Annotated in this window: 28 protein-coding genes and 1 other annotated feature; of the genes, 5 read left to right on the forward strand and 23 right to left on the reverse strand. The window is 54.5% G+C overall.

Going from position 1 to position 25873, the window contains the following annotated elements:
- Window positions 1–9: 9 nt before the first annotated feature.
- Both secF and secD read right to left on the reverse strand, forming a co-directional pair.
- Complete coding sequence (secF, locus tag KNP95_RS09765) at window positions 10–933, reverse strand: protein translocase subunit SecF (RefSeq protein WP_214803080.1); 924 nt, start codon at window positions 931–933, stop codon at window positions 10–12.
- The gene (gene secD, locus KNP95_RS09770; protein WP_131471102.1) at window positions 923–2224 is read right to left on the reverse strand and encodes a protein translocase subunit SecD; all 1302 of its coding nucleotides are present in this window, start codon (window positions 2222–2224) and stop codon (window positions 923–925) included. Before secD ends, secF begins: the two co-directional genes overlap by 11 nt.
- A 219-nt stretch (window positions 2225–2443) precedes the next feature.
- Between secD and zupT the strand changes: the two genes are divergently transcribed.
- Window positions 2444–3298, forward strand: coding sequence for a zinc transporter ZupT (zupT, locus tag KNP95_RS09775; protein WP_214803078.1), 855 nt, complete (start codon window positions 2444–2446; stop codon window positions 3296–3298).
- 40 nt (window positions 3299–3338) lie between these two features.
- Here zupT and KNP95_RS09780 read toward each other — a convergent pair whose 3' ends face one another.
- From KNP95_RS09780 to KNP95_RS09820, 9 genes are all read right to left on the reverse strand, one after another.
- On the reverse strand, window positions 3339–5099 hold the full coding sequence (locus KNP95_RS09780; protein WP_214803076.1) for a methyl-accepting chemotaxis protein: 1761 nt from the start codon (window positions 5097–5099) through the stop codon (window positions 3339–3341).
- A gap of 186 nt (window positions 5100–5285) precedes the next feature.
- Window positions 5286–5564 (reverse strand): preprotein translocase subunit YajC, encoded by a 279-nt coding sequence (yajC, locus tag KNP95_RS09785; protein ID WP_021066898.1) that lies wholly within the window; start codon window positions 5562–5564, stop codon window positions 5286–5288.
- 83 nt (window positions 5565–5647) lie between these two features.
- Window positions 5648–6793 (reverse strand): tRNA guanosine(34) transglycosylase Tgt, encoded by a 1146-nt coding sequence (gene tgt, locus KNP95_RS09790; protein ID WP_021066897.1) that lies wholly within the window; start codon window positions 6791–6793, stop codon window positions 5648–5650.
- Window positions 6790–7833, reverse strand: a complete 1044-nt coding sequence (queA, locus tag KNP95_RS09795) for a tRNA preQ1(34) S-adenosylmethionine ribosyltransferase-isomerase QueA (protein WP_087576471.1) — start codon at window positions 7831–7833, stop codon at window positions 6790–6792. The genes tgt and queA overlap by 4 nt, the downstream gene beginning before the upstream one ends.
- A 20-nt stretch (window positions 7834–7853) precedes the next feature.
- Entirely contained in the window at window positions 7854–8849 is a 996-nt protein-coding gene (gene ruvB / locus KNP95_RS09800; RefSeq protein WP_021066895.1) for a Holliday junction branch migration DNA helicase RuvB, read from the reverse strand.
- A gap of 10 nt (window positions 8850–8859) precedes the next feature.
- The gene (gene ruvA, locus KNP95_RS09805) at window positions 8860–9447 is read right to left on the reverse strand and encodes a Holliday junction branch migration protein RuvA (protein WP_021066894.1); all 588 of its coding nucleotides are present in this window, start codon (window positions 9445–9447) and stop codon (window positions 8860–8862) included.
- A gap of 83 nt (window positions 9448–9530) precedes the next feature.
- A complete protein-coding gene (gene nadA / locus KNP95_RS09810; RefSeq protein ID WP_214803073.1) occupies window positions 9531–10610 on the reverse strand; it encodes a quinolinate synthase NadA in 1080 nt (359 codons plus the stop codon).
- Entirely contained in the window at window positions 10573–11442 is an 870-nt protein-coding gene (gene nadC / locus KNP95_RS09815; RefSeq protein ID WP_021066892.1) for a carboxylating nicotinate-nucleotide diphosphorylase, read from the reverse strand. The genes nadA and nadC overlap by 38 nt, the downstream gene beginning before the upstream one ends.
- Entirely contained in the window at window positions 11396–12829 is a 1434-nt protein-coding gene (locus KNP95_RS09820) for an L-aspartate oxidase (RefSeq protein WP_131471099.1), read from the reverse strand. Before KNP95_RS09820 ends, nadC begins: the two co-directional genes overlap by 47 nt.
- Window positions 12830–12925: 96 nt before the next feature.
- On the opposite strand from KNP95_RS09820, the gene KNP95_RS09825 reads away from it, so the two are divergent.
- The 4 genes from KNP95_RS09825 (at window position 12926) to KNP95_RS09840 (ending at window position 16160) form a co-directional block, all read left to right on the forward strand.
- Window positions 12926–14056, forward strand: a complete 1131-nt coding sequence (locus KNP95_RS09825; RefSeq protein WP_214836868.1) for a cysteine desulfurase family protein — start codon at window positions 12926–12928, stop codon at window positions 14054–14056.
- On the forward strand, window positions 14034–14573 hold the full coding sequence (locus KNP95_RS09830) for a transcription repressor NadR (RefSeq protein ID WP_021066889.1): 540 nt from the start codon (window positions 14034–14036) through the stop codon (window positions 14571–14573). The genes KNP95_RS09825 and KNP95_RS09830 overlap by 23 nt, the downstream gene beginning before the upstream one ends.
- A 104-nt stretch (window positions 14574–14677) precedes the next feature.
- Entirely contained in the window at window positions 14678–15259 is a 582-nt protein-coding gene (locus tag KNP95_RS09835; protein ID WP_214713909.1) for a DedA family protein, read from the forward strand.
- Between the two features lie 124 nt (window positions 15260–15383).
- Window positions 15384–16160, forward strand: a complete 777-nt coding sequence (locus KNP95_RS09840) for an NUDIX domain-containing protein (RefSeq protein ID WP_058763233.1) — start codon at window positions 15384–15386, stop codon at window positions 16158–16160.
- 43 nt (window positions 16161–16203) lie between these two features.
- Here KNP95_RS09840 and KNP95_RS09845 read toward each other — a convergent pair whose 3' ends face one another.
- From KNP95_RS09845 to KNP95_RS09900, 12 genes are all read right to left on the reverse strand, one after another.
- Entirely contained in the window at window positions 16204–17490 is a 1287-nt protein-coding gene (locus KNP95_RS09845; RefSeq protein ID WP_285801150.1) for a hemolysin family protein, read from the reverse strand.
- Window positions 17491–17506: 16 nt separating this feature from the next.
- Window positions 17507–18796: a GTPase ObgE gene (obgE, locus tag KNP95_RS09850; RefSeq protein ID WP_021066885.1), complete on the reverse strand. Its 1290-nt coding sequence runs from the start codon at window positions 18794–18796 to the stop codon at window positions 17507–17509.
- Window positions 18797–19237, reverse strand: coding sequence for a Spo0B domain-containing protein (locus KNP95_RS09855; protein ID WP_021066884.1), 441 nt, complete (start codon window positions 19235–19237; stop codon window positions 18797–18799).
- Window positions 19238–19312: 75 nt separating this feature from the next.
- A complete protein-coding gene (rpmA, locus tag KNP95_RS09860; protein ID WP_016508537.1) occupies window positions 19313–19594 on the reverse strand; it encodes a 50S ribosomal protein L27 in 282 nt (93 codons plus the stop codon).
- 12 nt (window positions 19595–19606) lie between these two features.
- The gene (locus KNP95_RS09865; protein ID WP_031200131.1) at window positions 19607–19942 is read right to left on the reverse strand and encodes a ribosomal-processing cysteine protease Prp; all 336 of its coding nucleotides are present in this window, start codon (window positions 19940–19942) and stop codon (window positions 19607–19609) included.
- A gap of 3 nt (window positions 19943–19945) precedes the next feature.
- The gene (rplU, locus tag KNP95_RS09870) at window positions 19946–20254 is read right to left on the reverse strand and encodes a 50S ribosomal protein L21 (RefSeq protein WP_016508528.1); all 309 of its coding nucleotides are present in this window, start codon (window positions 20252–20254) and stop codon (window positions 19946–19948) included.
- 15 nt (window positions 20255–20269) lie between these two features.
- Window positions 20270–20341 (reverse strand) — a sequence feature (ribosomal protein L21 leader region).
- Between the two features lie 55 nt (window positions 20342–20396).
- Window positions 20397–21722: a ribonuclease E/G gene (locus KNP95_RS09875; RefSeq protein ID WP_214836875.1), complete on the reverse strand. Its 1326-nt coding sequence runs from the start codon at window positions 21720–21722 to the stop codon at window positions 20397–20399.
- Window positions 21723–21764: 42 nt separating this feature from the next.
- Entirely contained in the window at window positions 21765–22622 is an 858-nt protein-coding gene (minD, locus tag KNP95_RS09880; RefSeq protein WP_021066881.1) for a septum site-determining protein MinD, read from the reverse strand.
- Window positions 22623–22627: 5 nt separating this feature from the next.
- Window positions 22628–23296, reverse strand: a complete 669-nt coding sequence (locus KNP95_RS09885) for a septum site-determining protein MinC (protein ID WP_021066880.1) — start codon at window positions 23294–23296, stop codon at window positions 22628–22630.
- Between the two features lie 5 nt (window positions 23297–23301).
- Window positions 23302–23796 (reverse strand): rod shape-determining protein MreD, encoded by a 495-nt coding sequence (gene mreD / locus KNP95_RS09890; protein WP_052013683.1) that lies wholly within the window; start codon window positions 23794–23796, stop codon window positions 23302–23304.
- 1 nt (window position 23797) lies between these two features.
- Window positions 23798–24688 (reverse strand): rod shape-determining protein MreC, encoded by an 891-nt coding sequence (gene mreC, locus KNP95_RS09895; RefSeq protein WP_214836878.1) that lies wholly within the window; start codon window positions 24686–24688, stop codon window positions 23798–23800.
- Window positions 24689–24701: 13 nt separating this feature from the next.
- Window positions 24702–25739, reverse strand: coding sequence for a rod shape-determining protein (locus KNP95_RS09900; RefSeq protein WP_021066877.1), 1038 nt, complete (start codon window positions 25737–25739; stop codon window positions 24702–24704).
- Between the last annotated feature and the right edge of the window lie 134 nt (window positions 25740–25873).

Below are 25873 nucleotides of genomic sequence, written 5' to 3' on the forward strand. Positions count from 1 at the left end.
GACCAGTGGTTACGCCTCTGGGGCAGCTGATTTCTTTTTGTTGAGCGACATACCTTTGATGAGCAACCAAAGGTACGAAGCGATGAAGATCGACGAGTACATTCCCATGATGAGGCCGACGAGAAGCGCGAGCGAGAAGCCGCGAATCGATTCGGCACCAAAGATGTACAAGGCGATGACGGTGAACAATACAGTGACGACCGTATTGATCGAGCGGACGATCGTCTCTTGAATCGCTTTGTTCACGATCATACGGTACTCGTCCATCGTCTTGATTTTCCGTTCTTTCTCATACGCTTGAATGTTCTCGCGCACCCGGTCGAACGTAACGATTGTATCGTTGACCGAATAACCGATAATCGTCAAGATAGCGGCGACGAAGTACAAGTTGACCTCGATGCCAAAAATCGAGAACGCCACAAGCATGAAGAACGCATCGTGGAGCATGGCGACGACGGTGGCGACACCGTAAGAGAATTGGAAGCGGAACGTGATATACAAGATAATCCCGAGCGATGCGAGCGAGACGGCATAAATCGCATTACGGGCGATGTCTCGACCGACTTCGGCTGAGACGGTGCTGATGTTCGGGTCGTTCCCGAACGTCTCCGTGAACACAGTCTTCACCGAAGCGACTTCATCTTGAGTGAGCTGCCCGACGAACGTCACGTTCGCGAGCGTCCCGCCTTCTGCATATTGGACAGAAGAGATGTCTTCATCCACGCCTGCCTCGGTGAAGGCGGCCGCTAAATCGTCTTGCGACACTTGCGACTCGGTCTGGACTTCGACCCGCGTTCCAGACGCGAAGTCGATTCCGAGGTTCAAGCCGCGGAAGAACAAGATCCCGAGCCCGATGATGACGACGGCACATGAGATGAGGAACAACGTGCGCATCGGTTTAATATAGTTTAATTCAGTGAGCTTAAAGTTCACGGATTTCACTCTCCTTCACACCAAACCAGCCTTTGCGCTTGTCGAAGAGACGACTTGCGACGAGGAGGTGCATCAAATAGCGCGAGATGAAGACGTTCGAGATGAACGTCATCGCGATCGAGATCATGAGCATGAGCGCGAACCCTTTGACGGAACTCGTTCCGAAATAGAACAAGACCGCTGCCGAGATGAGCGTCGTCAAGTTGGCATCGATGATCGTACTGAGCGAGCGACGGTTACCGGCACGGAACGCCGATAGGACCGACTTCCCTGAGCGGAGTTCGTCTTTAATTCGCTCGGCCGTGATGATGTTGGCATCGACTGCCATACCGATACCGAGGACGAGACCGGCAATCCCCGGGAGCGTCAAGACGGCGTTAATCCCGTTAAAGAACAACATAATCAAATTGATATACAAAATGAGTGTGATGATCGAGACGAGACCGGGTAAACGATAGAAGAACAACATGAACAAGAAGATAGCGACGACACCGATGACCGAAGCGAACACGGTCTTTTCAAGTGCATCTTGACCGAATTGGGCCGAGACCGACGTCGAGTAAATCTCTTCAAGTTTGACCGGGAGTGCCCCGGCGTTCAAGATGTCAGCGAGACGTTGACCACTCTCGGCGTCGATATCTCCACCGGAGATGATGGCTTTATCCGAAAGAATCGGTCCGTTGACCGAAGCGTCCGAGACGATTTTCGAGTTCTCTTTTTGAATCTCTTCTTCGTACGAGTCACCTTCCTCATAATCGAGCCAGATGACAAGGCGGTTTTCCGGTGCCGGGCGCTGAGCGATCTCAGACGTCACTTCACCGAACTGTTCTGCCGATTGGAGCGTCAATTCAACGACCGGGTTGCCTTGCTGATCGTAGCTGATTGAGGCGCCGCGCGGCGCGAGATCTTTTCCGTCGAGCAGGACGTTGTCATCGATGTCGCGGAACGTAAGCTGCGCCGTCGACGAGAGCACTTCTCGGGCATCGTTTTGGTTCGATACACCCGCGAGTTGGACACGGATCCGGTTATCATCCTCAATCCGAATGTCCGGTTCAGACACACCGAGCACGTTGACCCGGTTGTTGATAGCGCGAACGGTTGCATTCATCGCAGATTGATCGATGACATCGCCGTCTTCAAGCGGCTGGACTTCGTACAGCACTTCAAATCCGCCTTTGAGGTCAAGGCCAAGGTTCGTGTTCTTCACGACCCATGGTGTCGTCAAGACGGCGAGTAGGATCGTTGCAATCATGATGACCGCAAAGATCGCGATATTCCCTTTTTTGTACATACGACAAATTCCTTTCTAAACACATGTTCTCGTAAAAAAACTTCTCTCGTTAACATTACAAATATTCTAAACATTTATCAATCGTTTTCCTAAAATTGTAACACGGGAGCGTTGATTTCCCACGCTTTTTTTGCGTATGCGACTAAAAGTTGCATTAGGGCAAAACTTGAGCTATGATGTGATTATCAACTTACACTACACGTAAAGGAGTCCTTTTCAATGGATAGCACGATTATCTATGCCTTTTTACTGACGTTGTTCGCTGGACTCGCGACGGGGATCGGAAGTATGATCGCCTTCTTCGCCAAACGGACCAACACAGCCTTCTTGTCGGTGTCCCTTGGCTTCTCAGGCGGGGTCATGATTTACGTATCCTTTATCGAGATTTTCCCAAAAGCGCTCGATGAACTCGTCGGCGCCCATGGCGAGCAGACCGGGACACTTTATACGGTCCTCGCGTTCTTCGGCGGTATGCTGTTGATCGCCTTGATCGACAAGTTCATCCCGTCTCCCGAGAACCCGCATGAAGTCAAATTCGTCGAGACGATGCAAAACGACCCGTCGTCCCAAGAACTCGCGACGACGGCGACCGAACGCGTCCCATTGAATCACGAGACGAAGCAGCGGCTTCATAAGATGGGGATTTTCATGGCACTCGCCATCACCATCCATAACTTCCCGGAAGGTTTGGCCACGTTCATCTCGGCCCTCGATGACCCGGCCGTCGGTTTAGCGATCGCCATCGCCATCGCACTGCACAACATTCCGGAAGGGATCGCCGTCTCGGTCCCGATATACTACGCGACCGGCTCTCGGAAGAAGGCGCTGAAACTGTCCTTCTTATCCGGACTCGCTGAACCGATCGGCGCGGCCGTCGGCTTCCTGTTGTTGATGCCGTTCTTGAGCGACACGGTATTCGGAATTATCTTCGCGGCTGTCGGCGGCATCATGGTGTTCATCTCGCTCGATGAATTGCTCCCAGCCGCTCGTGAATACGGACGGGCCCACCATGCGGTGTACGGCATGGTCGCCGGTATGATGGTCATGGCAGCAAGCCTGATATTGTTGATGTAATCGAAACAGCGTCCCCTCGATTGTCGAGGAGACGCTGTTTTTATGCCTTAAACAAGTGGACGAGGTCTTTCAACTCGACCGACATATGACTCATCGTCTCGGCGATGCCGTTGATTTCTTGAATCGCGGCGAGTTGCTCTTCGACGTTCGCGCCCGCCTCTTCGACGCTTCGTTGCGTTGAGACGGCGTTCGTTGACATATCTTCGACCGAGACGGCGACCTCGGTCGTGTTCGCACTTACTTCTTCTGTCGCTGCCGCAATCTCACTCATTTGACGGGACGTCTCTTGAATGACGGTGACGATTTCACGGAACGCACCGGCGACTTCGCCCATTTGGATCACACCGCTTGTCACATGCTGGCTCGTGACATCGAACGCCGCCTCGACTTCCGACGTGTCGCGCTGAATATCGACGACGACCGCTTGAATCTGTTTTGCCGACTGTTTCGATTCTTCGGCCAGTTTTCTGACCTCGGCCGCGACGACGGCAAACCCTTTGCCGTGTTCCCCGGCCCGAGCCGCTTCAATCGCCGCGTTCAAGGCGAGCAGGTTCGTCTGTTCAGTGATGGCCGTGATGGAACGAGTGATTTTCTCAATCTCGAGCGATTGATTAGATAAGCGCTCGACCATCTGTTGCGTCAAGTCGTTCGCTTGTTGAATCTCCCGCATTTGCTGCTCGGCCAACTGAATTGTCTCCAGTCCCCCACTCGCCGCTTCGAGTGTATGAATCGTCTGCTCGTTCACGCCTTGCGAGGCAGCGGCGATTTGGTTCAAGCCGACGACGGCTTGATTGACGCCGGACGTCCCTTCTTCGGCCCGTTTCGCCGACACTTGGGCGGCAAGGTTCATCTGTTCAAATAGACCGGCTACACCTTGCGTCGTCGTGGCGACGTGGTCCGTGCTGGCATACAGTTCTTCCGAGTAGGCCGTCACTTTGTCTGAGGCCGCCCCGACTTGACGAATCAAGCCGACAAGGTTGCGTTTCATATCGTTGAACGCCGTGACGAGGTCACCGAGCTCATCGTTCGAACCGACCTCGATATCACCCCCGGTCAAATCACCTTCGGCGACGACGCGCGCTTCGTTCACGAGTCGATTGATCGGCTTCAAGAACAACTTTTGGAGTGCTACTAATGAAAGTAGACCGACAGCGACGCCGATGATGCTGATGACAACCATCCAGATGATCGACTGCCCGGCACTCGCCTGGACCGCTTCCGACTCAGCTGCGAGCGCTTCGCCTTGATACGTGACGAGGTCGGTCACCGTCATCCGGACGCGATCCGTCGTCGGTGTCACGCTCGTATTGAGCACCGTCTTGTATCCGATCTCGTCTTGTTGTTGACGGAGATCGATGATGCGCGCCATTTCCGTGTCGAGATGTTGATTGAACTTCTCAAGATCACCGATCCAGGCGATGACTTTCGAATCTGACGACGACTGCTTGAGCGTATCCATCAGTTCGTCACGTTTTGTCTGCGCCGCTTCGAGACTAATCAGTGTCTTCGGGTTCGAGACGAGCAGATAGTAGTTCAAATAACGCTCGGCATCGGTCACGGTCAACGCCAAATCTTCGGCGACGAGCATATCTTGGAGCCGCTCGTTCAAGACGCGGTCATACTCTGACGTCGCATTCTGTAATTGATACGAGCCGAGCGCACCGACGATCAATAAGGCGATCAGTGTCGGCACGAGCGCCATCGCCATCTTACGGCGCATCGACGAGCGTCCTTTCACGCGGTCAGGGCGACGTCGTACCTTCCAATTTTTGAGTGGGCGTAGCAATCGTTTCACATCCATGTCTTCTTCTCCTTCTTTCCAACTCTTCTCAACTTGACGATAATGCAAACGTTTTCACGATTCAATTTGATTTTTGGAAATAAGGTGGATGATTCGTCGGATTGACGAAGTTTGTCAAAAATAAATCATTTTTCAAAGTATGACAAAAAAAAGACGCCTGACCAGGGATGGTCAGGCGTGGTTTGGTTACTCAGCGAATGATGAGTTGCCTTTTTTCGTCACTTCAGCAATCGCACTGCGATTGAACTTGAGGAGTGACTGGTCACATTTCAATGTGACTTGTGTGTCTTCGATTTGGTGGACGACGCCGTGAAGGCCGCCGATTGTTACGACGTGATCCCCACGCTCAAGCGCGTTTTGCATCGATTGTACTTCCTTCTGACGTTTCGTCTGCGGACGGATCAACAAGAAGTAGAACACGACGAAAATAAGGATCATCGGTAATAGTGCTACGAGAGTTTCCATGCGTAAAATTCACCCTTTCCTTCAATATCAGGTTCATTATACCGTGAAACTGAAACGTTGTCACATAATCGCTGTTAGAACAATTAGAAATTCTTGGCGTTTGGTTTGTTATACCCATATTCTTCGAAAAACTCTTCCTTGAAGTCCAAAAGACGGTCTTCGCGGATGGCTTGACGTACTTGACTCATCAAGTTCACGAGGAAGTGAAGGTTGTGTGTCGAACAGAGGTGGAGACCGAACATCTCGTCGGCACGAATCAAGTGGTGGACGTACGCACGTGAATAGTTCTTACACGTGTAGCAGTCGCACTTCTCGTCGATTGGGCCGAAGTCCGTCTTATGTTTCGCATGTTTGATCGTGACACGGCCTTTCGATGTCATGAGCGTCCCGTTGCGGGCGATTCGGGTCGGCAAGACGCAGTCGAACATGTCGATGCCGCGAATCGAGCCTTCAATCAACGCATCCGGTGAACCGACGCCCATCAAGTAGCGCGGCTTGTTCTCCGGCATGAACGGTGTCGTGAACTCGAGCGCGCGGTACATGACATCTTTCGGTTCGCCGACCGATAATCCACCGACGGCATAACCTGGGAAATCAAGCGAGACGAGGTCAGCCGCACTTTGACGACGGAGATCTTCGTACTCGCCGCCTTGGATGATACCGAACAATGCCTGGTCTTCCGGACGTTCGTGTGCCGCGAGGCAACGCTCAGCCCAACGGCTCGTCCGCTCGACCGATTTCTTCATGTACTCATGTGTCGCCGGGAACGGCGGGCACTCGTCGAACGCCATCATAATATCCGAACCGAGCGCGTTTTGAATCTCCATCGCTTTCTCCGGTGACAAGAACAACTTGTCGCCGTTCAAGTGGTTGCGGAAATGGACGCCTTCTTCTTGGATGTTGCGCAGATCGGCGAGCGAGAAGACCTGGAAGCCGCCCGAGTCCGTCAAAATCGCGCCGTCCCAGTTCATGAACTTATGAAGGCCACCAGCTTGTTTGACGACTTCGTGTCCTGGGCGAATCCAAAGGTGATACGTGTTCGAGAGGATGATGTTCGCTCCCATCGCCTTGACTTGTTCCGGGGCCATCGTCTTGACGGTCGCCTGCGTGCCGACCGGCATGAAGACAGGTGTCTCGAACGAGCCGTGCGGCGTATGGACGATTCCGTGCCGCGCTCCCGTCTGTTTACATGTGTGGATATGTTCGTATGTGACTGCGTGTTTGGTCATTTGTTCTCTTCCTTCCTCGTGATGAGCATCGCGTCTCCAAAGCTGAAGAAGCGGTAACGTTCTTGTACCGCCGTGCGGTACGCGTTCAAGATGATGTCGCGCGACGCGAACGCCGAGACGAGCATGACGAGTGTCGACTTCGGCAGATGGAAGTTCGTGATCAGTCCATCAATCGCCTTCAACTCGACGCCTGGGTAGATAAAGATGTCCGTCCAGCCCGATGACTCGACGAAATCCCCATGGTCGCGCACGATCGTCTCGAGCGTCCGGGTCGATGTCGTCCCAACCGCGAAGACGCGTCCGTTATTTGCACGGATGTCACGGAGTGCCTCGGCCGAAGCGGCCGACAGCTCGAAATACTCACTGTGCATCGTGTGTTCTTCAATCGTATCCGCCGTGACGGGACGGAACGTACCGAGCCCGACGTGGAGCGTGAGCGGAATCAACTTGACGCCTTTCGCCTCTGCCGCTGCGAGCAGTTCTTCCGTGAAGTGAAGACCTGCCGTCGGTGCGGCCGCACTCCCGCGTTCACGGGCGTACACCGTCTGATAACGGTCTTGGTCGTCGAGCTGTTCACGGATGTAGGGCGGGAGCGGCATCGTGCCGAGCTCATCTAAAATCTCATAGAAGATACCGTCGTAATCGAACTTGAAGCGGCGTCCCCCTTCCGGCAGCTCTTCGACACATTCGGCCCGGAGCAATCCGTTGCCGAACTCGACGATGGCGCCGACGCGGACTTTTTTCGCCGGTTTGACGAGCGCTTCCCAGACATCATCTTCCGTCTGCTTCAAAAGAAGAAGCTCGACTTTCCCGCCCGTCTCTTGCTTCGCCCCGAACAGTCGAGCCGGGAGCACGCGCGAGTCGTTGACGACGAGGGCATCGCCTGCCTGTAAATAGTCGAGCACGTCGCGGAAGTGGCGATGCTCGATGTCGCCCGTGTCGCGGTCGAGGACGAGCAGTCGTGAGCTCGTCCGATCGAGGAGCGGTACTTGGGCGATCAGTTCTTCCGGTAAGTCAAAATCATAATCGTTTACGTTCAATTGAATGTCTTGCATATCGTTTACTCCTCTTCATAGCCAAAATGCGTCTTTGCGTACTGGGTGATCATGCGGCCGCGCGGCGTCCGTTGCAGGAAACCTTGCTGCAACAAATACGGCTCATACACGTCCTCGATCGTCTGGGCATCTTCCCCGATCGTCGCGGCAAGCGTCTCGAGTCCGACCGGTCCACCGCCGAACCGTTCAACCATCGCCCGTAAGAGCCGGTGGTCGACTTCGTCGAGCCCGAGGGCGTCGACGTGTAACCGGTCGAGTGCGTCTGAGGCAAGCACCGGATCGATTTCTTTCGTTCCTGCTACTTGGGCGAAATCACGTACCCGGCGTAACAGCCGGTTGGCAATCCGCGGCGTGCCGCGTGCACGTTTCGCGATGGCACCGCTCGCCTCTGGTGAAATCGACAGGCGGAACAGTTGGGCCGTCCGACTGACGATGGCGGCGAGCTCATGCGTCTCGTAGTATTCGAGCTTTAACGTGACACCAAAGCGGTCACGGAGCGGGGCCGACAACATGCCGGCCCGCGTCGTCGCGCCGACGAGCGTGAACGGTGGCAAGTCGATGCGGACGCTTCGCGCCATCTCGCCTTGTCCGTAAACGATGTCGAGACAGTAGTCCTCCATCGCCGGATAGAGGATCTCTTCAATCGTGCGGCTCAAGCGATGAATCTCATCGATGAACAGAACATCGCCCGGTTCGAGGGTCGAGAGGATTGCGGCGAGGTCACCCGGACGTTCGATGGCCGGGCCGGCCGTCGTCTTGATGCCGACACCCATCTCGTTGGCGATGATTTGGGCGAGTGTCGTCTTTCCGAGTCCCGGGGGACCGTATAGGAGGACGTGGTCGAGTGTTTCGCTGCGGAGCTTCGCGGCTTGGATGAAGATCGACAAGTTTCCTTTCGCCTTCTCCTGTCCGATATATTGCTCGAACTTTTGCGGACGCAAGCTCCACTCTTCAGAGTCTTCATATTGTTGATGGGATTGTGACAACAATCGTTCGTCCATGGTCTCCTCCTTATTTCAATAGCAATTGCAGGGCGCGCTTTATGTAAGCGTCTGTCGTCAATATTTCTGAATTCAGTTCCTTGCGGACACGGGTGATCTCACGCTCTGAGTAACCGAGCGCAACGAGCGCTTCGCACGCCTCGTCTAGTTCGGACGCGCCTTGGGCGAACAGTCCGGTGTTCGGTACATAATCCGGGGCGAGCTCGGACAGCTTGCCTTTCAAGTCGAGCGCCATCTGTTTCGCCGTCTTCTTGCCGACACCTGGGAACTTCATCAAATACTTCTCGTTCTCAGTCTCGATTGCGTCGATGAGCGCATCCATATCGCCCGAGGCGACGATCGCGAGTGCGCCTTTCGGTCCGATTCCGTTGACGCCGAGCAATTTATTGAACAGTTCGCGTTCGCGACGTGAACGGAAACCGTACAGCGTCTGTTGATCTTCGCGCACGTAATGGTGCGTAAATACGATTACATGTTCGTCTTGTTCACGATAAAAAAACGGGTTAGGCACATGTACTTTGTAGCCGACGCCCGAAACATCCAACGTTATATATTCCGCGCACACATAGGCGACGGAGCCTTTTACGAATTCAATCACGGTCATATCTCCTCTTCATAGGAAAACTGCATTCATTGTACCATAACCGTCGCCACGAAAAAAGGACAGGCGATTGCCTGTCCTTAGCGTGCGAGCATCCGCTCGAGGGCGAGTGTCGCCCACTTTGTCGTCTCTTGATCGACGCGAATAATATTTACGGGATCGGTCTCGAGTGACTCGAGCGCCCAGAGCAAATGAGGCAAATCGATTCGGTTCATCGTCAAGCACGGGCACATGTACGGGTTGAGCGAATTGATGTCGAGCTCAGGGTGCGTCGCCGCAAGTCGATTGACCAAGTTCATCTCGGTGCCGACGGCCCACTTCGTCCCCGGCGCGCTCGCCTCGATTTGGTCGATGATATATGACGTCGACCCGGCCTCGTCCGCCGCCTGCACGACATCGAACGTGCACTCGGGATGGACGATGATGCGTCGTTCCGGGTCGTTCTTCCGTAACGCCTCGATTTGGGCGACGTTGAACTTCTCATGGACCGAGCAATGCCCTTTCCATAGAATGACGCGGACGTCCTCAATATCGCCTTCATAGACGAGTCGTTCCCGGAGCGGGTCCCAGACGGCCATCGCCTCGAGCGGCACGCCCAAGTCATATGCCGTGTTGCGTCCGAGATGCTGGTCCGGTAAGAACAAGACCCGTTCGCCCGCTTCGAGTGCCCAGCGCACGATGTCATGGGCGTTCGACGACGTGACCGTCGCCCCGCCATGTTTGCCGACGAATGCCTTGATGGCCGCTGTCGAGTTGACGTATGTGATCGGGACGATACTGTCGCCGAACGTATCGGTCAGCTCTTCCCACGCAATCTCCGTCTGATCGATATCAGCCATGTCGGCCATCGAACACCCGGCCCGCATATCCGGTAAGATGACGAGCTGGTCGTCACGCGTCAACATGTCGGCCGTCTCGGCCATGAAGTGGACGCCGCAAAAGACGATGAATTCGGCCTCGTTCATCTGTTCGGCGAGCCGTGCGAGCTGGAGCGAATCTCCGGTCGCGTCCGCGAACTGGACGACCTCGTCCTTTTGATAATGGTGAGCCGGTAAAAATAGGCGGCTGCCGAGCCGTGCTTTAATGGCTTCAATCCGTTGTTCCATCTGTTCAACCGTCAAGTCAGCGTATAGCGCTGGCATCGTTCCGAGTAACTGCATGTTTGATTCCTCCTACGAGATTTAAACTACAATCGAGCGCCGTCACCGAATGGGTCAACTGCCCGATTGAGATGACGTCGACGCCCGTACCGCGATACGAGGCGATCGTCTCGACCGTGATGCCGCCTGACGCTTCCGTCTTGATATGACTTGGGACGAGCGCGCGCCACGCCTTCAGTTCTTCTGGCGTCCGGTTGTCGAACATGATGATGTCGGCGTCCGCCGCAATCGCCTCATGCAACTGTTCGAGCGTCTCGACCTCGACTTCAATCGGCGTCGTGTGGCCAGCAAGCATCCGGGCCCGGGCGACCGCGTTCGTGATCCCACCGAGTGCCGTGATGTGGTTGTCTTTAATCATGACGGCATCGTCGAGCCGGAGCCGGTGGTTCTTCCCACCACCCGAACGGACGGCATGCTTCTCGAGCATGCGGAGTCCAGGTGTCGTCTTGCGCGTGTCCGTGACGGCAATCGTCGGGTCATTGAGCTGTTCGACGCAGCGCCGCGTCATCGTGGCGATCCCGCTCAAATGTTGGATAAGGTTCAATAACACCCGTTCCGTCTCGAGGAGCGTCCGTGTCTTGCCCCGCAACGTGAACAGTTCATCTCCAGTCGAGACAACCGTGCCGTCCGGTTGGCATGACTCGACGACGAGCCGTTGCATCTGGGCCAGCTCCAGGACGACATCCATGCCACAGAACACCCCATCCATTTTGGCGGTGACCGTGGCGAATGACGTCTCGCGCTGATCGATCAGTCCGCTCGAGATATCGCCAAAGCCGATGTCCTCATGTAGAAATGCCGTCAGCTGTTCGCGCAAAGCAATCTTGTTCATAACCATCCTCCGTCCTCATCATGGCACGAGCCAAAAGCCGTGCCGCTTCTATACTCAATGTCTGTTCACTTAATTGTCTTGTCACGTGTTTCGTCCGTGGCAGTTGTTGGGTATTTTCTAAGAAACTTACGATTTTGCCGAGTTGCGGCGAGATTGTCAGCCATTCCCCAATCTGTTGCCGATAGCGGCCGAACAGATCATCTGAAACCTCAAATACGGTCGTCTCGTTCACCGCGAACGGCTTCTCCTCCAAAGTCATCGTCGCCGCCACCCGCTTCCCGAACACCCAGCATTCAAGTAACGAGTTTGACGCGAGTCGATTCTTCCCATGGACGCCCGTATCGGCGACCTCCCCGACCGCATATAGTCCCGCTACCTTGGTTCGTCCATAGGCGTCGACGTCGACACCGCCCATGTGGAAATGTAGTCCCGGCCGGACCGGGATGCGCCGGATGTCGATGCCGTGCGCGTCACATGTCGCCACCAGTTTCGGGAACCGCTCATCGAGCCGTTCGACACGACTCGTATCCAAGTACACCGGTCCGACATGGTTCGTGAGCGTTCGTGCGACCTCATCCCTCGGGGCGAGGCTACCGAGCGGGTGTTGTCCCATCACATGGTTCCCGGACGTATCGACGAGCGTGGCTCCCGCCCCGCGTAGCGCTTCGGTCACGAGATGGGGTGAATCGACTGCGAGTAGCGTCGGATGAAACTGAATCCGAGACAAGTTCGTGAGCCGAGCCCCGACCGATTCTGCCAAGACGAGCCCGTCTCCTGTGACCGAGCGACAGTTCGACGTCCAGTCAATCAGTCCGCCGATGCCACCGGTCGCGAGGACGACGGCCCCGGCCTGAACGTGGAGGCGTGTCTCACCGTTGAAACCGGTCGCCCCGCTCACACGGCCATCGCTTTTCGTCAACGTATCGATCAGGACATGCTCCATGACGGTCACATTGTCAGGCAGTTGACGCCGCAGCGTCGCCATCACGTGCCGTCCCGTCTCATCGCCACCGGCGTGAAAGATTCGATTCATGCCATGGGCACCTTCCCGACCGACCGCGTAGCCAGTCGCGTCGCGATCGAAGACGACGCCGAACCGCTCCAGCTCTTGAATCGCCGTCCGCCCTTCCTCGACGAGTGTATAAACACGGTCGGGTACGGCCGCAAGTTTCGAGGCGACGAGCGTATCCCGCTCATGGTCGACGCTCGACGGTTCCAAGTACGAGCTAGCGATTCCGCCTTGAGCCAAGTCCGAGTTCGCACTCGTCACTTCATGCTTGGCGACGAGCAGGACGTTCAACGTCCGGGGCAGATGGAGGGCGACCGTCACAGCGGCCAAACCGGCCCCGATAATCAACACATCGACCCGTTCAAACTGTAAAGACATCTGTATATCACCTGTTTTTCATATGTAATGTTGACTTGTAAACTAGTTTCGCATAATTTTGTGAAGAAGACAACATAAGAAAAGGGGAACTTTACGATGAACCGTTACTTTGATTATGCGGCGACGCACCCGATGACAAAATCCGCCCTCGACCATTACGTCGCCATGGCGCGGAGCGTATACGGTAATCCGTCTTCCCTCCACACGCACGGATATATCGCCGAAGATTACTTGACCGAGGCAAGGCGTTTGGTGAAGCAGGCTCTCGGGCTCGACATGCTCCGCGGGAAGCTGCTCTTCACCGGGAGCGGTTCGGAGAGCAACTATATCGCGCTAACGAGTCTCCGTAAGCGCATGAAAGGCAGTGAAGTCATCACGTCGTGGCAAGAGCACGACTCGGTCGCCCTCCTTCTCGACGAATGGGAAGCGGAAGGCGTGACCGTCCATCGGCTGAAACTAAAAGACGGTCGCTTCGACCAAGAGACGTTCACGCGTCTGCTCGACCGTGATATCGGGCTCGTGACGTTCCAGCACGTCAACTCCGATACCGGATGGACGCTGCCGCTCCACAACATCCTCTGTCAATTGAAATATAAGAAAGTGTTGCTCCACATCGACGGCGTCCAGGCGCTCGGCAAGATTCCTGTCTCGGTCGACGGGATTGACGCCTATTCGTTCAGCGCCCATAAGGTCGGCGGTCCAAAAGGCGTCGGCGGCCTCTATATGGAACGGCTGTTGCCACCGCCCTATTATCCGGGACACCATCAGTACGGCATTCGTCCCGGCACGATTGACGTCCCCGGCATCTGTGCGTTCGTTAAAGCGTTCACAGATCGGCACGAGGCACGGACACGTCATGAAAGAAATTTCTTGGCGTTTCGTGCTATCTTGAAAGAGAAGACATCGTCTTACGTGGACTGGCTCGAGTTCGACCAGCAGAGTCCCGCCATCTTCTCGTTCGTCTCGAATCAGCGGGACGGACAATGGTGGATGACCGAACTCGACGGGCTCGGCTTCCAAGTCTCGGCAGGCTCGGCCTGTCGGGCCGGCCAGAACGGACCGAACCGGATGCTCGAGTCACTCGGCTATGAGACGAGCGCCTGCCACGGCCTCGTCCGCATTTCCTTCGGTGAAGACACGACCGTCGAAGCCACGACGGCACTCGCCGAAGCCATCGTCACTTTAGCAAGGAGAGTCGGATCTTATGAACAAACGCTTAGCCGGTGAAGAACGCCGGCGCACATTATTGGAAATGATTGAACAGAGTTCCGAGCCGATCACCGGCTCCGAACTCGCCCGCCGTGTCGCCGTCAGCCGACAAGTCGTCGTCCAAGACTTGTCGCTCTTGAAGGCGAAGGGCCATCAAATCGTCGCGACCGCTCGTGGATACGTCTATCTACCGGGCGAGTCGTCACCGTCCGCCTACACCCGTAAAATCGTCTGTCGTCACGAGGCCGAGGCCATGGAGGCCGAAATGAACGCCATCGTCGACGAAGGCGTCACGATTCGGGACGTCATCATCGATCATCCGGTCTATGGTTCGTTGACGGGCCAGTTGATGGTGAAGAGCCGTCGCGACGTCCGTGCTTTCCTCGAACGGGTCGAGGCGAACCAGGCCGCCCCACTTTCGCATTTGACGGGTGGCTTGCATATCCACACGCTCGAGGCCGATAGCGAAGATGCCATCGATGCCGCCGTCTCGGAACTCGAGCGGCTCGGCGTCCTCGTCTCCGAGCTCGACTAAGATGTCACAAATACGTGACATCTTTTCTTTTGCTTTCGGTCCATGTCCGTTATACTGATGGATGGAACAAAGACCGTACAAAATTTGGAAAGGAGGGAACGGTCATGTGGCATTTCTTTGAACAACTGTTGCTCGGCTGCGGCGTCTTCAGCGTCCCGCTCGGTATCTTCATCCAATTCATCCCGAATGAGCTCGTGCTCGCCTACGGTGGCCACTTGATCGGTTCTCTCGACGTCTCGTTCCTGCTCGTCTTCCTCCTCGCGTGGTCGGCGTTCGTCCTCAGTCAAATCGTTCTCTATTGGATTGGCCGTTACGGCGGTCGTCCTGTCGCCCTTCGGCTCTACAAGTCATTTCGCATCAGTGAGGCGAAGCAACAACGCGCCGAGACATGGTTCGATACGTATGGCGCCTGGATCGTCTGTCTGAGCGTCATTTGGCGCCAACTGTTCGCCGTCAGCGCCGGCGTCATGCGCTTGTCGTTCCGGAAATTTTTGACGGTGACCGTCGTCGTCTTCGCCGTCTGGTCGTTCGTGTTCGTCAAACTCGGGATGATGCTTGGTAGCAATTGGCGTCATATCGGCGAAGTCACGCACGGGTTCTTGCCATACGTCGGCACCGCCATCGGACTATATGTCCTCATCCGCTATATCCGCGCGAATCCGCGTCTATTTAAAAAGTCAGCCTGAGCAGATTCGCTCGAGCTGACTTTTTTGAATAGAGGGAAAATCGGATCTGGTACCGAATTAAGAATAGTGAGGAAAGCGTTTTTTTCTCGGAATAGAGATTACCACCTTCAAAGGAGGAATTACCATGTTCCATCGTCGAAAAACGTACACCATCCGTCCTGAACGCTTAGATGAATTCACCGAGTTTTTCCATACATACCTGTATCCGATACAGGTATCGCACGGCGCCCGTCTCGTCGGTCGTTGGGTGACCGAAGACAAGGACGAGGTCATGGCCCTCTGGGAATATCGTGACCGCGAGCATTACGAACAAGTCGAACGCGATTACCGCTCGAGCAGCCTGCGCCGCGAGGCGATGAAGAAGCGGGCCCGTCTCGGCAAAGATTTATATATCAAGTCGAGCGAGGAGTTCATGATGCCGACCGGTCACTACACACCACCGCGCACCATCGTCTCCGTGACAGCTTATGTCACGAACGCCGACGGCGAGGTGCTCCTCGTTCAGAACACGCATCGGAACGATACGTATGAGATGCCGGGAGGACAAGTCGAGGAACATGAGTCGATTGTCGACGCCGTGCATCGCGAAGTAAAAGAAGAGACCGGGATTGAGATCGAGGTCGATGGGATCACCGGCATCTATCAAAACGTATCCTCACGCGTACTCTGTGTCACGTTCCGCGCCCGCTATGTCTCGGGCGACCTGCAACCGCAAGAAGGCGAGACGCAAGAAGTCGGCTTCTTCAAGGTCGACGCCTCGAACGTCGGCGACTATATCAAGCGCGATCATTTCCAGATGCGCCTGCTTGATGCGATCGACCCGACGTATATGCCGCACGCCATCTATAAAGTACGCCCTTACGAGTTGCTCGAACGCGTCGAGCGCCATCATACTGTATAAACAAAAGGAGGGACCGCCGGTTGGCGATCCCTCCTTTGTTCGTTTACGCTTGTTCCGCCGCTTCGGATTGACCCGTTTCGACGAGCAATTTGCGAATCCGACGCTTTTCGACGTGGAGAACGGTGAACGTCATGTCTTCATACGTGACACGCGCACCTTTCTCTGGAATGTCTCCTAACAGTTCGACGATCCAACCACCCATCGTGTTGGCATCTACTTCAGGTTCTTTAATTCCCATCTCGTCCGCAAACTCATCGACATCCATGTCGGCCATACACTCGTAGACGCCGTCACGGAGTCGTTTGAGATAGACGATCGACTCATCGTGCTCATCCCAAATGTCTCCGACGAGCTCCTCGAGCATGTCTTCGAGTGTGATGAGGCCGGCCGTCCCACCGAACTCGTCGAGGACGATCGCCATGTGCGATTGTTTTTGCTGAAGGACTGGGAGCAGTTCAATTAATTTTGTCTGCGGTGATACGTATGTGAGCGGACGAATGAGCGAACGAACGTCCGTCACTTCATCCCGCATCATCGAACGAAGGAAATCACGTTCTGACAACACCCCGATGACGTTGTCAATCGAGTCTTTATATACCGGTAGACGAGAATGCCCACCGCTAAAGATCGTGTCTTTGATTTCTTCGAGCGTATCGTCGATGTCGACGGCGAGGATATCAATCCGCGGCGTCAACACATCGTCGACAGTGATGTCGTTGAAGGCGAAGGCGCTATGCACGAGTTCCGCTTCGGTCTCGCCGAGCACCCCTTCTTCTTCTCCCATATCAACGAGCACTTTCAACTCTTCTTCCGTCACCGACGGTTCTTTTTCGTTCATCCCGATCATCCGGAGTACCAACTTCTTCAAGCCAGTGAAAATCATCGTCACCGGTTTCAAGATTTTGACGAGGAACAGCAAGATGCCGCTGATGAGAAGCGAATACTTCTCGGCGAACTCTTTCGCGAGCGACTTCGGTAAAATCTCACCGAAGATCAAGATGATGACGGTCGTCGCGAACGTCGAGATGACGAGGCCGGTCCCGCCCGAGTAAATACTCGTGGCGATGGCCGTCGATACGGTCGCCGCCCCGATGTTGACGATGTTGTTCCCGACGAGAATCGTCGAGAGCGTATCGTCGAAGCGGTCGACGAGGTGAAGGACGCGCTTGGCGCCCTTGTCCCCATATTCCGACATACGAATCATCCGGACACGGTTCACGCTCGAGAGCGCGGTCTCGGCAGAAGAGAAAAAGGCTGACAACATAACTAAAACTACATAAAGAATTAAACTAGACGAGGGCACAGGGTCCACGTTTACTTCACACTCCATTTCCTAATTAAAAAGATTATTCGACGAATTCGAATTCAAAGTCCAAGATGGCGACGACGCTGCCGTCTTCGGCACCTAACTTGCGAAGGTCGTCATCGACGCCCATTTGACGCATTTGACGCGCAAAGCGCTTGATTGATTCGTCGTGATCGAAGTTCGTCATCTTGAAGAGCTTCTCGATACGAGGCCCTGTGATCACGAAGCGTTCGTATTCATCAATATGAATCTGATACCCCTTCTCTTCCTTCTCGTAACGATAAACGACACGTGGTGTGGCCGTCTTCTCTTCGAGCTCTTCGAGTGGGAACTCAGGTGTCGAGTCTACAAGGTTAGCTACTTCGATGAGCAGATTGCGAAGTCCTTCTTTGGCGAGTGCCGAGATCGGGAAGACTTTGACGTCGTCTCCGATTTTCTTTTGGAACTCTTCAAGTAATTCCGGCGCATCCGGCATGTCCATCTTGTTGGCGACAACGATTTGCGGACGCTCGAGGAGACGTAAGTTGTACGACTCGAGCTCGCGGTTGATCGTCGTGTAGTCTTCGAACGGGTCGCGCCCTTCCATGCCGCTCATATCGATCATGTGGACGATGACTTTCGTCCGCTCGATGTGACGCAAGAATTGGTGACCGAGGCCGACGCCTTGGCTCGCCCCTTCGATGAGTCCAGGAAGATCGGCCATGACGAAGTCACGGTCGTCTGCCGTCTTGACGACACCGAGGTTCGGTGTGATTGTCGTGAAGTGGTACGCGCCGATTTTCGGGCGTGCCGACGAGACGACTGACAAGAGCGTCGATTTCCCGACTGACGGGAATCCGACAAGACCGACGTCAGCGAGCAATTTCAACTCAAGGCGCAATTCACGCTCTTGACCTGGCTCCCCGTTCTCGGCGATCTCTGGTGCCGGGTTAGATGGCGTCGCAAAACGACAGTTCCCGCGGCCCCCGCGTCCACCTTTGGCGATCGTGGCCCGTTGGCCGTGCTCGGTAAGGTCGGCGATGACCGTATCTGTTTGTGCATCGAACACGATCGTACCTGGTGGGACTTTGACGACGAGCGGCTTCGCTTTTCGTCCGTGCATGCCTTTCGACATCCCTTTTTCACCGTCATGGGCGATGAACTTTTTCGAGAATCGGAAATCAACGAGTGTACGTAATCCCTCTTCTACTTCAAAGACGACGTCACCACCGTGACCTCCGTCTCCTCCTGCTGGTCCACCGTCTGGAACATACTTCTCGCGGCGGAATGCAACCATCCCTTTACCGCCGTCTCCAGCTTTTACAAAAATATTAACCTGATCGACAAACATTTAATTCCCCTCCTTTATAACGAACGTAGAACATTCTACTGTTTGCTCGTACACTTCATCTGACGTGAACACGTCGTCCGGTACGTGACCGAAGACGCGGACCATCAGTCCGTCCGTGAACGTCACATGAATCGGTCCATCCGTTCCTGACAGAAGACGGACAAGCTTGTCCGCCACGCGCGCGTCGTCTAGCGACACGCGGTCGGCCGATACCTTATAGGTCAACCGCCCTTCCCAGTTCGCTTGCATGAGGACGAGACTCGTCGTCGGCATGTCCAAGCGAATGAGCGCACTCTCCTCGTCGGCGTGCTGACGATATCGCTCATACAGCTCCTCAAGTTTTTCAGGCTCGAGCGCCGCGTACAAGGAGATCATCTGAAGCCGATTCATCCATTCGTGACGGACGGTCGATAATAGTTTCAGTGCTGCTTGTGAGTTCATGAAATCCTCTCCTAGTAAAACTAGTAAAAAAGACTCTAACCAAATAAGTGGCTAGAGTCTTCTGCGTGGTTCTACTTACGCAACTGGGTAAACGCTCACTTGTTTCTTGTCGCGACCAAGACGCTCGAAGCGTACTACGCCGTCAACTTTTGCAAACAATGTGTCGTCGCCACCACGGCCGACGTTTTCACCTGGGTGAATTTTCGTACCGCGTTGACGGTAGAGAATCGATCCAGCTGAAACAGTCTGTCCGTCAGCGCGTTTAGCGCCGAGGCGTTTCGAAATCGAGTCACGACCGTTTTTAGTCGATCCTACTCCCTTTTTCGATGCGAAGAACTGAAGGTTCAATTGTAACATGAGGTCCACCTCCTATTGTTCAATTTGGATATAATCACCGTAACTATGGGCGATCGTGTCTAGTTGCACGAGCATCCCTTCTAATAACAGTTGGGTGCGAGTCATGTCCTCCGGTGATACGTCAGGATATGTCTCGACATAAAAGTAGCCACCCTCTGTTTTGTCTGCCATTTCTACAAGAAGCGATTGACCGGCAAGTACCTCGACAGCGTTATATGCCCCAAAGATGATGGCAGAAACGCCGGCACAGACCAAATCAGAACCGGGTTCAGCAAAGTTGGCGTGACCTGTCACTTCAACGGAACGAATCGACTTCGTCTCGTCTCGTCTGACCATTACTCGAATCATAGCTTACGCTTCGATTTTCTCGATGCGAACTTTCGTGTAAGGCTGACGGTGACCTTGCTTACGACGGTAGTTTTTCTTAGCTTTCATTTTGAAGACAGTGATCTTCTTCGCGCGACCGTGTTTAACGACAGTTGCTACGACTTTAGCGCCCTCTACGAGTGGAGCTCCGACTTTAACATCGTCACCACCAACGAAAAGAACTTCACCGAATTCTACAGTACCCTCGACATCAGCATCGAGTTTTTCGATGTAGATCTCTTGACCTGCTTCAACTTTGATTTGCTTACCACCAGTTTTGATGATTGCGTACATATACGTGCACCTCCTTATTAAACTCAGACTCGCCATCCAGGGCAGGGCGAAACCATTTCAACCCGTTCTGTGCGGTTGTAGCCATTTGGGTGCTTCCAAACGAACTAACGTTATAGATAATACCACTCTCGTTCAATCATTGTCAATGACGAGATACGAAATTTTGACATTCCTCGAGCGTCCCGTAGAACGCCACATCCGGTTCCCCGTCGACGAGGAAGACCGTGCAGTCAAAAGCGTCCCACGACGCGTCATGCCACTTGCTCGGGAGTGTCACGACGACACCCTCGGCTTGAGGCGCGAGCTCCATCAGCGTCCGCTCCAGCTGCGAGAAGACGGCAAGCTTCGACGGGTTACCGTTATAGGTCATCCGGTCTTGCATCGAACGTCCGGTCCGTTCTCGCGACAGCTCGAACAAACCCATGCGCGTGAAGCCGTAGATTTCGACACGGCGCAGATCGCGGGCACCGAGCTCTTTCATCTTCTTCAAGAGCCGGGCTTGTCCATCCTTTGACCCCCTCAGGAAGTCGATGACGACCATACCGCCGATATTGCGTAACCGGAGCTGTTCCATGACGGCGTAGAGCGCGGCCTCGTTAATCGTGTCGGCGGCGCGCCCCTTGTCTTTGACGGCGACGTTCTTGCCGCTGTTGACATCGATGACGGTCATCGTCTCGACTTGTTCAATCAAGACGTACGAGCCGCCTTCGAGCCAGACGACACGCTGACCCAGCTTCTCGATTGCCCCGTCGAGCCGGACAGCTTCTTTCATCCGGCCTTTGCCGATATGGCGCTCGACGTTGACCTCGAGACGCGTCAACCGGTCCTGCGCTTCCTTGTCATTCAACATGACCGATTCGACCGCATGGCGTCGCACGAACTGCTCGCACAACAGCTCATCCTGTCCCCCGCGTGCCGTGATGACGTCCTTGGCACGCGTCCGGAGCAAGTCGAGCTCTTCTTGAAGGTCTTCAGGGCTTGCCTGCCCCGACTCGGTCCGGAACAATACCCCTTCTGCTTCTTCGAGGTCGAACACTTTCGATAACCGGTCCTGGGTGACGAAATCGAGCTTGCGGCTATACAACTGGCGCCGACCATAAGGGAAGTAGACGATATACCGTCCGCCGAAGCGGATGTTCTCCGTCACTTTATGGTGTTTGCCGTTGATGCCTTCTTTCGTCACTTGGACGAGCCGCTTCTCACCGACGACGGCCGCCTGACCGATGGCTGGCACTTCCGGATATGCCTCGAGCGCTTTTAGCGTCTCGGCAATTGGCAAGAAGAGCGTCGTCTCGCCGGTCGTCAAAAACGCGGCGCCGAGCGACGGATGAATCCGTTCGATCGCGGCCTCGAGAATCGTCCCGATCGACAGTTGGTCGATGAAGCGTTCCTCGACTTCGAGCAGACGCTCCCCGTCGACGAGCATGGCCCGTTCGATGGACGGGGTCCGTTCATAGATCAATCGCATATGCGTCTCTCCTTTCGACACAAAAAGGCAACTTTCGTTGCCTTAGGCTTTTTTCATTCCAAATTTCATCATGAGTCGTGTCCAGAAGCCGACCGGTTTTTGTTCGGTCTGAATCGACATGAGCGGCACCGACTCCCCAAGAATCCGGCGCGTGATGTTGCGGTACGCTTGTCCGGCATTGTTATCCGGGTTCATCGTGACCGGTACCCCGCGGTTCGCGGCGGCGATGACTTCTTCATCGTCAACGACGACGCCGAGCAGGTCGATCGACAAGATGCGCATGATGTCATCGATGTCGAGCATGTCCCCTGATTCGACGAGGTGGTTCTTGACGCGGTTGACGATCAATTTCGGCGCAGCGACATGTTCCGCTTGCTCGAGCATCCCGATGATCCGGTCCGCGTCCTGAACGGCCGCCTTCTCAGGCGTCGTCACGACGACGGCCTCATCGGCGCCGGCGATGGCGTTCATGAAGCCTTGCTCGATGCCGGCCGGGCAATCGATCAACACGAAATCATATTCTGTCTTCAACTGGTCGATGATCTCTTTCACTTGCTCCGGTTGGACCGATGTCTTGTCTTTCGACTGGGCCGCAGGCAAGAGATACATCTCTTCGAACCGCTTGTCACGGACGAGCGCCTGATGCAATTTGCATTGGCCGTTGATGACGTCGACGAGGTTATAGATGCTGCGGTTGTCGAGTCCTAAGATGATGTCGAGGTTACGAAGACCGATATCCGTATCGACGAGACAGACCGAGTGACCAGACAATGCGAGGCCGGTCCCGAGGTTCGCGGTCGTGGTCGTCTTCCCGACGCCACCTTTCCCAGACGTCACGACGATGGACCGACCTTTCTTCACTTCTTTCGCTGTATGTACAGGCTCTACTACTTGCTCCATCAAACTCACCCTCTCTGTAATTCCATTGCATATGCGTCTTTCAGCCCAGTCATGACTTGACGGAGACGCGTCATTTCAATACCCTGATTCGTCTGATATGCGCATCCCATCTCGATCTCCGGAAGCTCTTCGCCGTCGTCCGACGCGAGCACGTGTTCACCGATCGCTAAAAACTTCGGATGGAGCAGACTGGCGGTGATGACCGCTTCCTCCCATCCTTCGACACCGGCACGCACATTTCCTCGTATCGTCCCTAAACAATAGATACTTCCCGTCGCCCGAACTTCGGACCCTGGGTTGATGTCTCCGATAATGAGCACCGAGCCATCGAAATCGAGCACTTGTCCGCTTCGAATCGTCCCGCTATGGTAGTGGAACGTCTTTTTGCCGTAGGTCGCTTTCGCTTCTTCGGTCAACATGACCTCGCTCGATAGCTCCTCGATATAAAAAACGCCATGACGAGCGACGACTTCACGAATTTGACGTGACAGCTCCTCGTCTAAATAACGAGTACCCGCGTGCAATTTGAGTGCAATCTTCCCAGAGGGCGGCTCCATTTCTTGTAACGTGGCCTCAAGCTCTCCGAGCACCTCATCGATGCCACTCCGTGGATTGAAGTGGATTGCAATACCGTTGCGATGTCCTTTTATCGTAATATGTCGTTTACGCTCCATCATGGCTACCCTCTTTTCGCTACAGGTCGCGGCGCCACGTATCGTGTCATCGGCACGTATAACAATGCGATGGCGACAGCGTTGGCGACGAGCGTCCCTGGAATCTGTTCAACTAATAGTGTTTGAATGGTCATGGTCGTCCCACCGACCGCCGTCATGACGCTAAAGATCCCGAAGGAAAACACGAGAATCATGAACGTGAACGTGATGACGACCGAGAAGAAGTTCTCACCTATATATTTTAACACGAAGCTGACTAAGAGAGGAATGAGTGAAAAAGTAAATAAGTAAATTCCGAGCAAGTCGGTATAGACGATGTCATACAACAGTCCAAAGACGAGTCCGAATCCGAACGCCGCCTCGAAGCGACCATACAAACCGACGTACATCAAGCCGATCAGTGTCAAATACAAGAACGGCGTCACATAGTGCCATGAGAAGATGGCGGCCCATGTCCCTTCAATAAGAAAGAGGAGGAACAGGGCGATGAACACTTTCATGTTACTCACCCGCTTCTCCTCCTTCCTCGGGACCCGTCAAGAACGGTTCGTCGAGCGTTCGATTGATGACGAACATTTGCGAGAACTCATTGAAGTCCGCTTCTGGTTTGATGCGGGCGACTTGAGATACGCCATATTCATCCGTCTCGATCGACTCGACCGTTCCGATGACAAGACCGGCCGGATAACGGCCACCGAGACCTGACGTCGACACGATTTCGCCTTTTTTCAACTTGACGCTGTTCGAGACCTTCGTGAAGAAGAGCTCGTTCGTCTCGCTGTCGAAGCCGTCAATCGTCCCGTACGTCGCTTTGCCGTCCTCGTCCTTGACGACGGCCGAGACATTGTTCGTCCGGTTGTTGTCCGAGAGGAGTTGCACTTGCGACGTGTAGGCGCTCGTTTGAATGACGCGACCGACCATACCGCCGGCGGCCGTGACGGCCATGCCTTTCTCGACACCGCGCTCTTCCCCGACGTTGATCGTCACATAGCGCTGCCAGTCGTTCGGCGTGCGCCCGATCACTTCGGCGGGAATCAAATCGAAGTCACGGAGCGATGTATCGGCCGCCTCGACCATTTGCCGCAATTCTTCGTTCTCGCGGCGCAGGTCATCGGCTTCGACCGACACTTCCGCGTATTTCGTCAAATGTTGTTTCAATTGACGGTTCTCTTCATAAATATCGCGTACGTTCGAAATCGAGGACACGGTACTGTCCATCCAGCCGATCGGCACCGTGAACACCCGTTGGAACGTTCCGACCACATCACGCGTGACGTCTTGGTACCAAGCGGATTCCGACCGTCCTCGAATCGAAACCCCTAAAATCACTACGAATAAGATGATACCGATCAGCGTGATGATGAGCTTTTTATTCCGTACGAACCGGCTCATCGTGTGTCACCACTCATCGACGCGACGAGATGCCTGATTTTGAACGGAGGACGTCCATCATTTCAAGAGATTTTCCTGTCCCGATGGCGACGCAATCGAGCGGCTCATCCGCGACGAGTGTCGGGATGTGTGTCTCATCTGAGATCACGTCATCCAAGTTTTTAAGGAGTGCTCCACCGCCTGTGAGGACGATGCCGCGGTCCATGACGTCAGCCGCAAGTTCCGGTGGCGTCTGCTCGAGCGTTTGTTTCACGCCAGCAAGGATCGCTTCGACCGTATCCGAGAGTGCTTCACACACTTCAGCAGCCGATACTTCGATTTGTTTCGGAAGACCTGTCACGAGATCGCGACCACGGATTTCCATTTTCTCATTTTCGTTCGAAGCGTCGATGCGAGCCGAACCGACTTCCATCTTGAGCGTCTCTGACGTCCGCTCCCCGATCATGAGGTTGTATTTGTTTTTGATGTAACGAATAATGGCGTCATCCATTTCGTCACCGCCGACACGAATCGATTGGCTCGTCACGATGCCGCCGAGTGAAATCACTGCGACTTCGGTCGTACCGCCACCGATATCCACGACCATCGAGCCTGTCGGTTCCCAAACTGGGAGACCGGCACCGATTGCTGCCGCGAACGGTTCTTCAATCGTGTACGCTTCACGCGCGCCCGCTTGCTTGGCTGCGTCTTCCACGGCACGTTTTTCGACTGACGTGATGCCGCTTGGCACACAGATCATGACGTTCGTCTTCGATGAGAACAAACCGCTCTTCGATTTCTGCGCTTGCTCCATGAAGTATTTGATCATCGTCGCTGTCGTTTCGAAATCGGCGATAACCCCATCTTTCATTGGACGGCGTGCCGTGACGTTACCCGGCGTACGTCCAATCATATCCTTGGCCTGGTTACCCACGGCCTCAATTCTACCTGTATCTGTACGGAACGCCACTACGGACGGTTCACGAACAACGATGCCTTGACCTTTTACATAAACGAGCGTATTTGCCGTTCCAAGGTCGATTCCGATTTCTCGGTTAAAACTACGAAACATACGTGCTGCTCCTCTCTTGGTTACACTATTTTTTATTATAACGGAAAAATCATGTTTGAAAACGTTCATTCGATTACAGGTTATTTACAATAACGTTCATCTCAGTCCTGTCTCACCGTATATTAGTGTGCCTT

It is taken from the genome of Exiguobacterium sp. s36 (genome assembly GCF_018618345.1).
GTDB lineage: Bacteria > Bacillota > Bacilli > Exiguobacteriales > Exiguobacteriaceae > Exiguobacterium > Exiguobacterium chiriqhucha.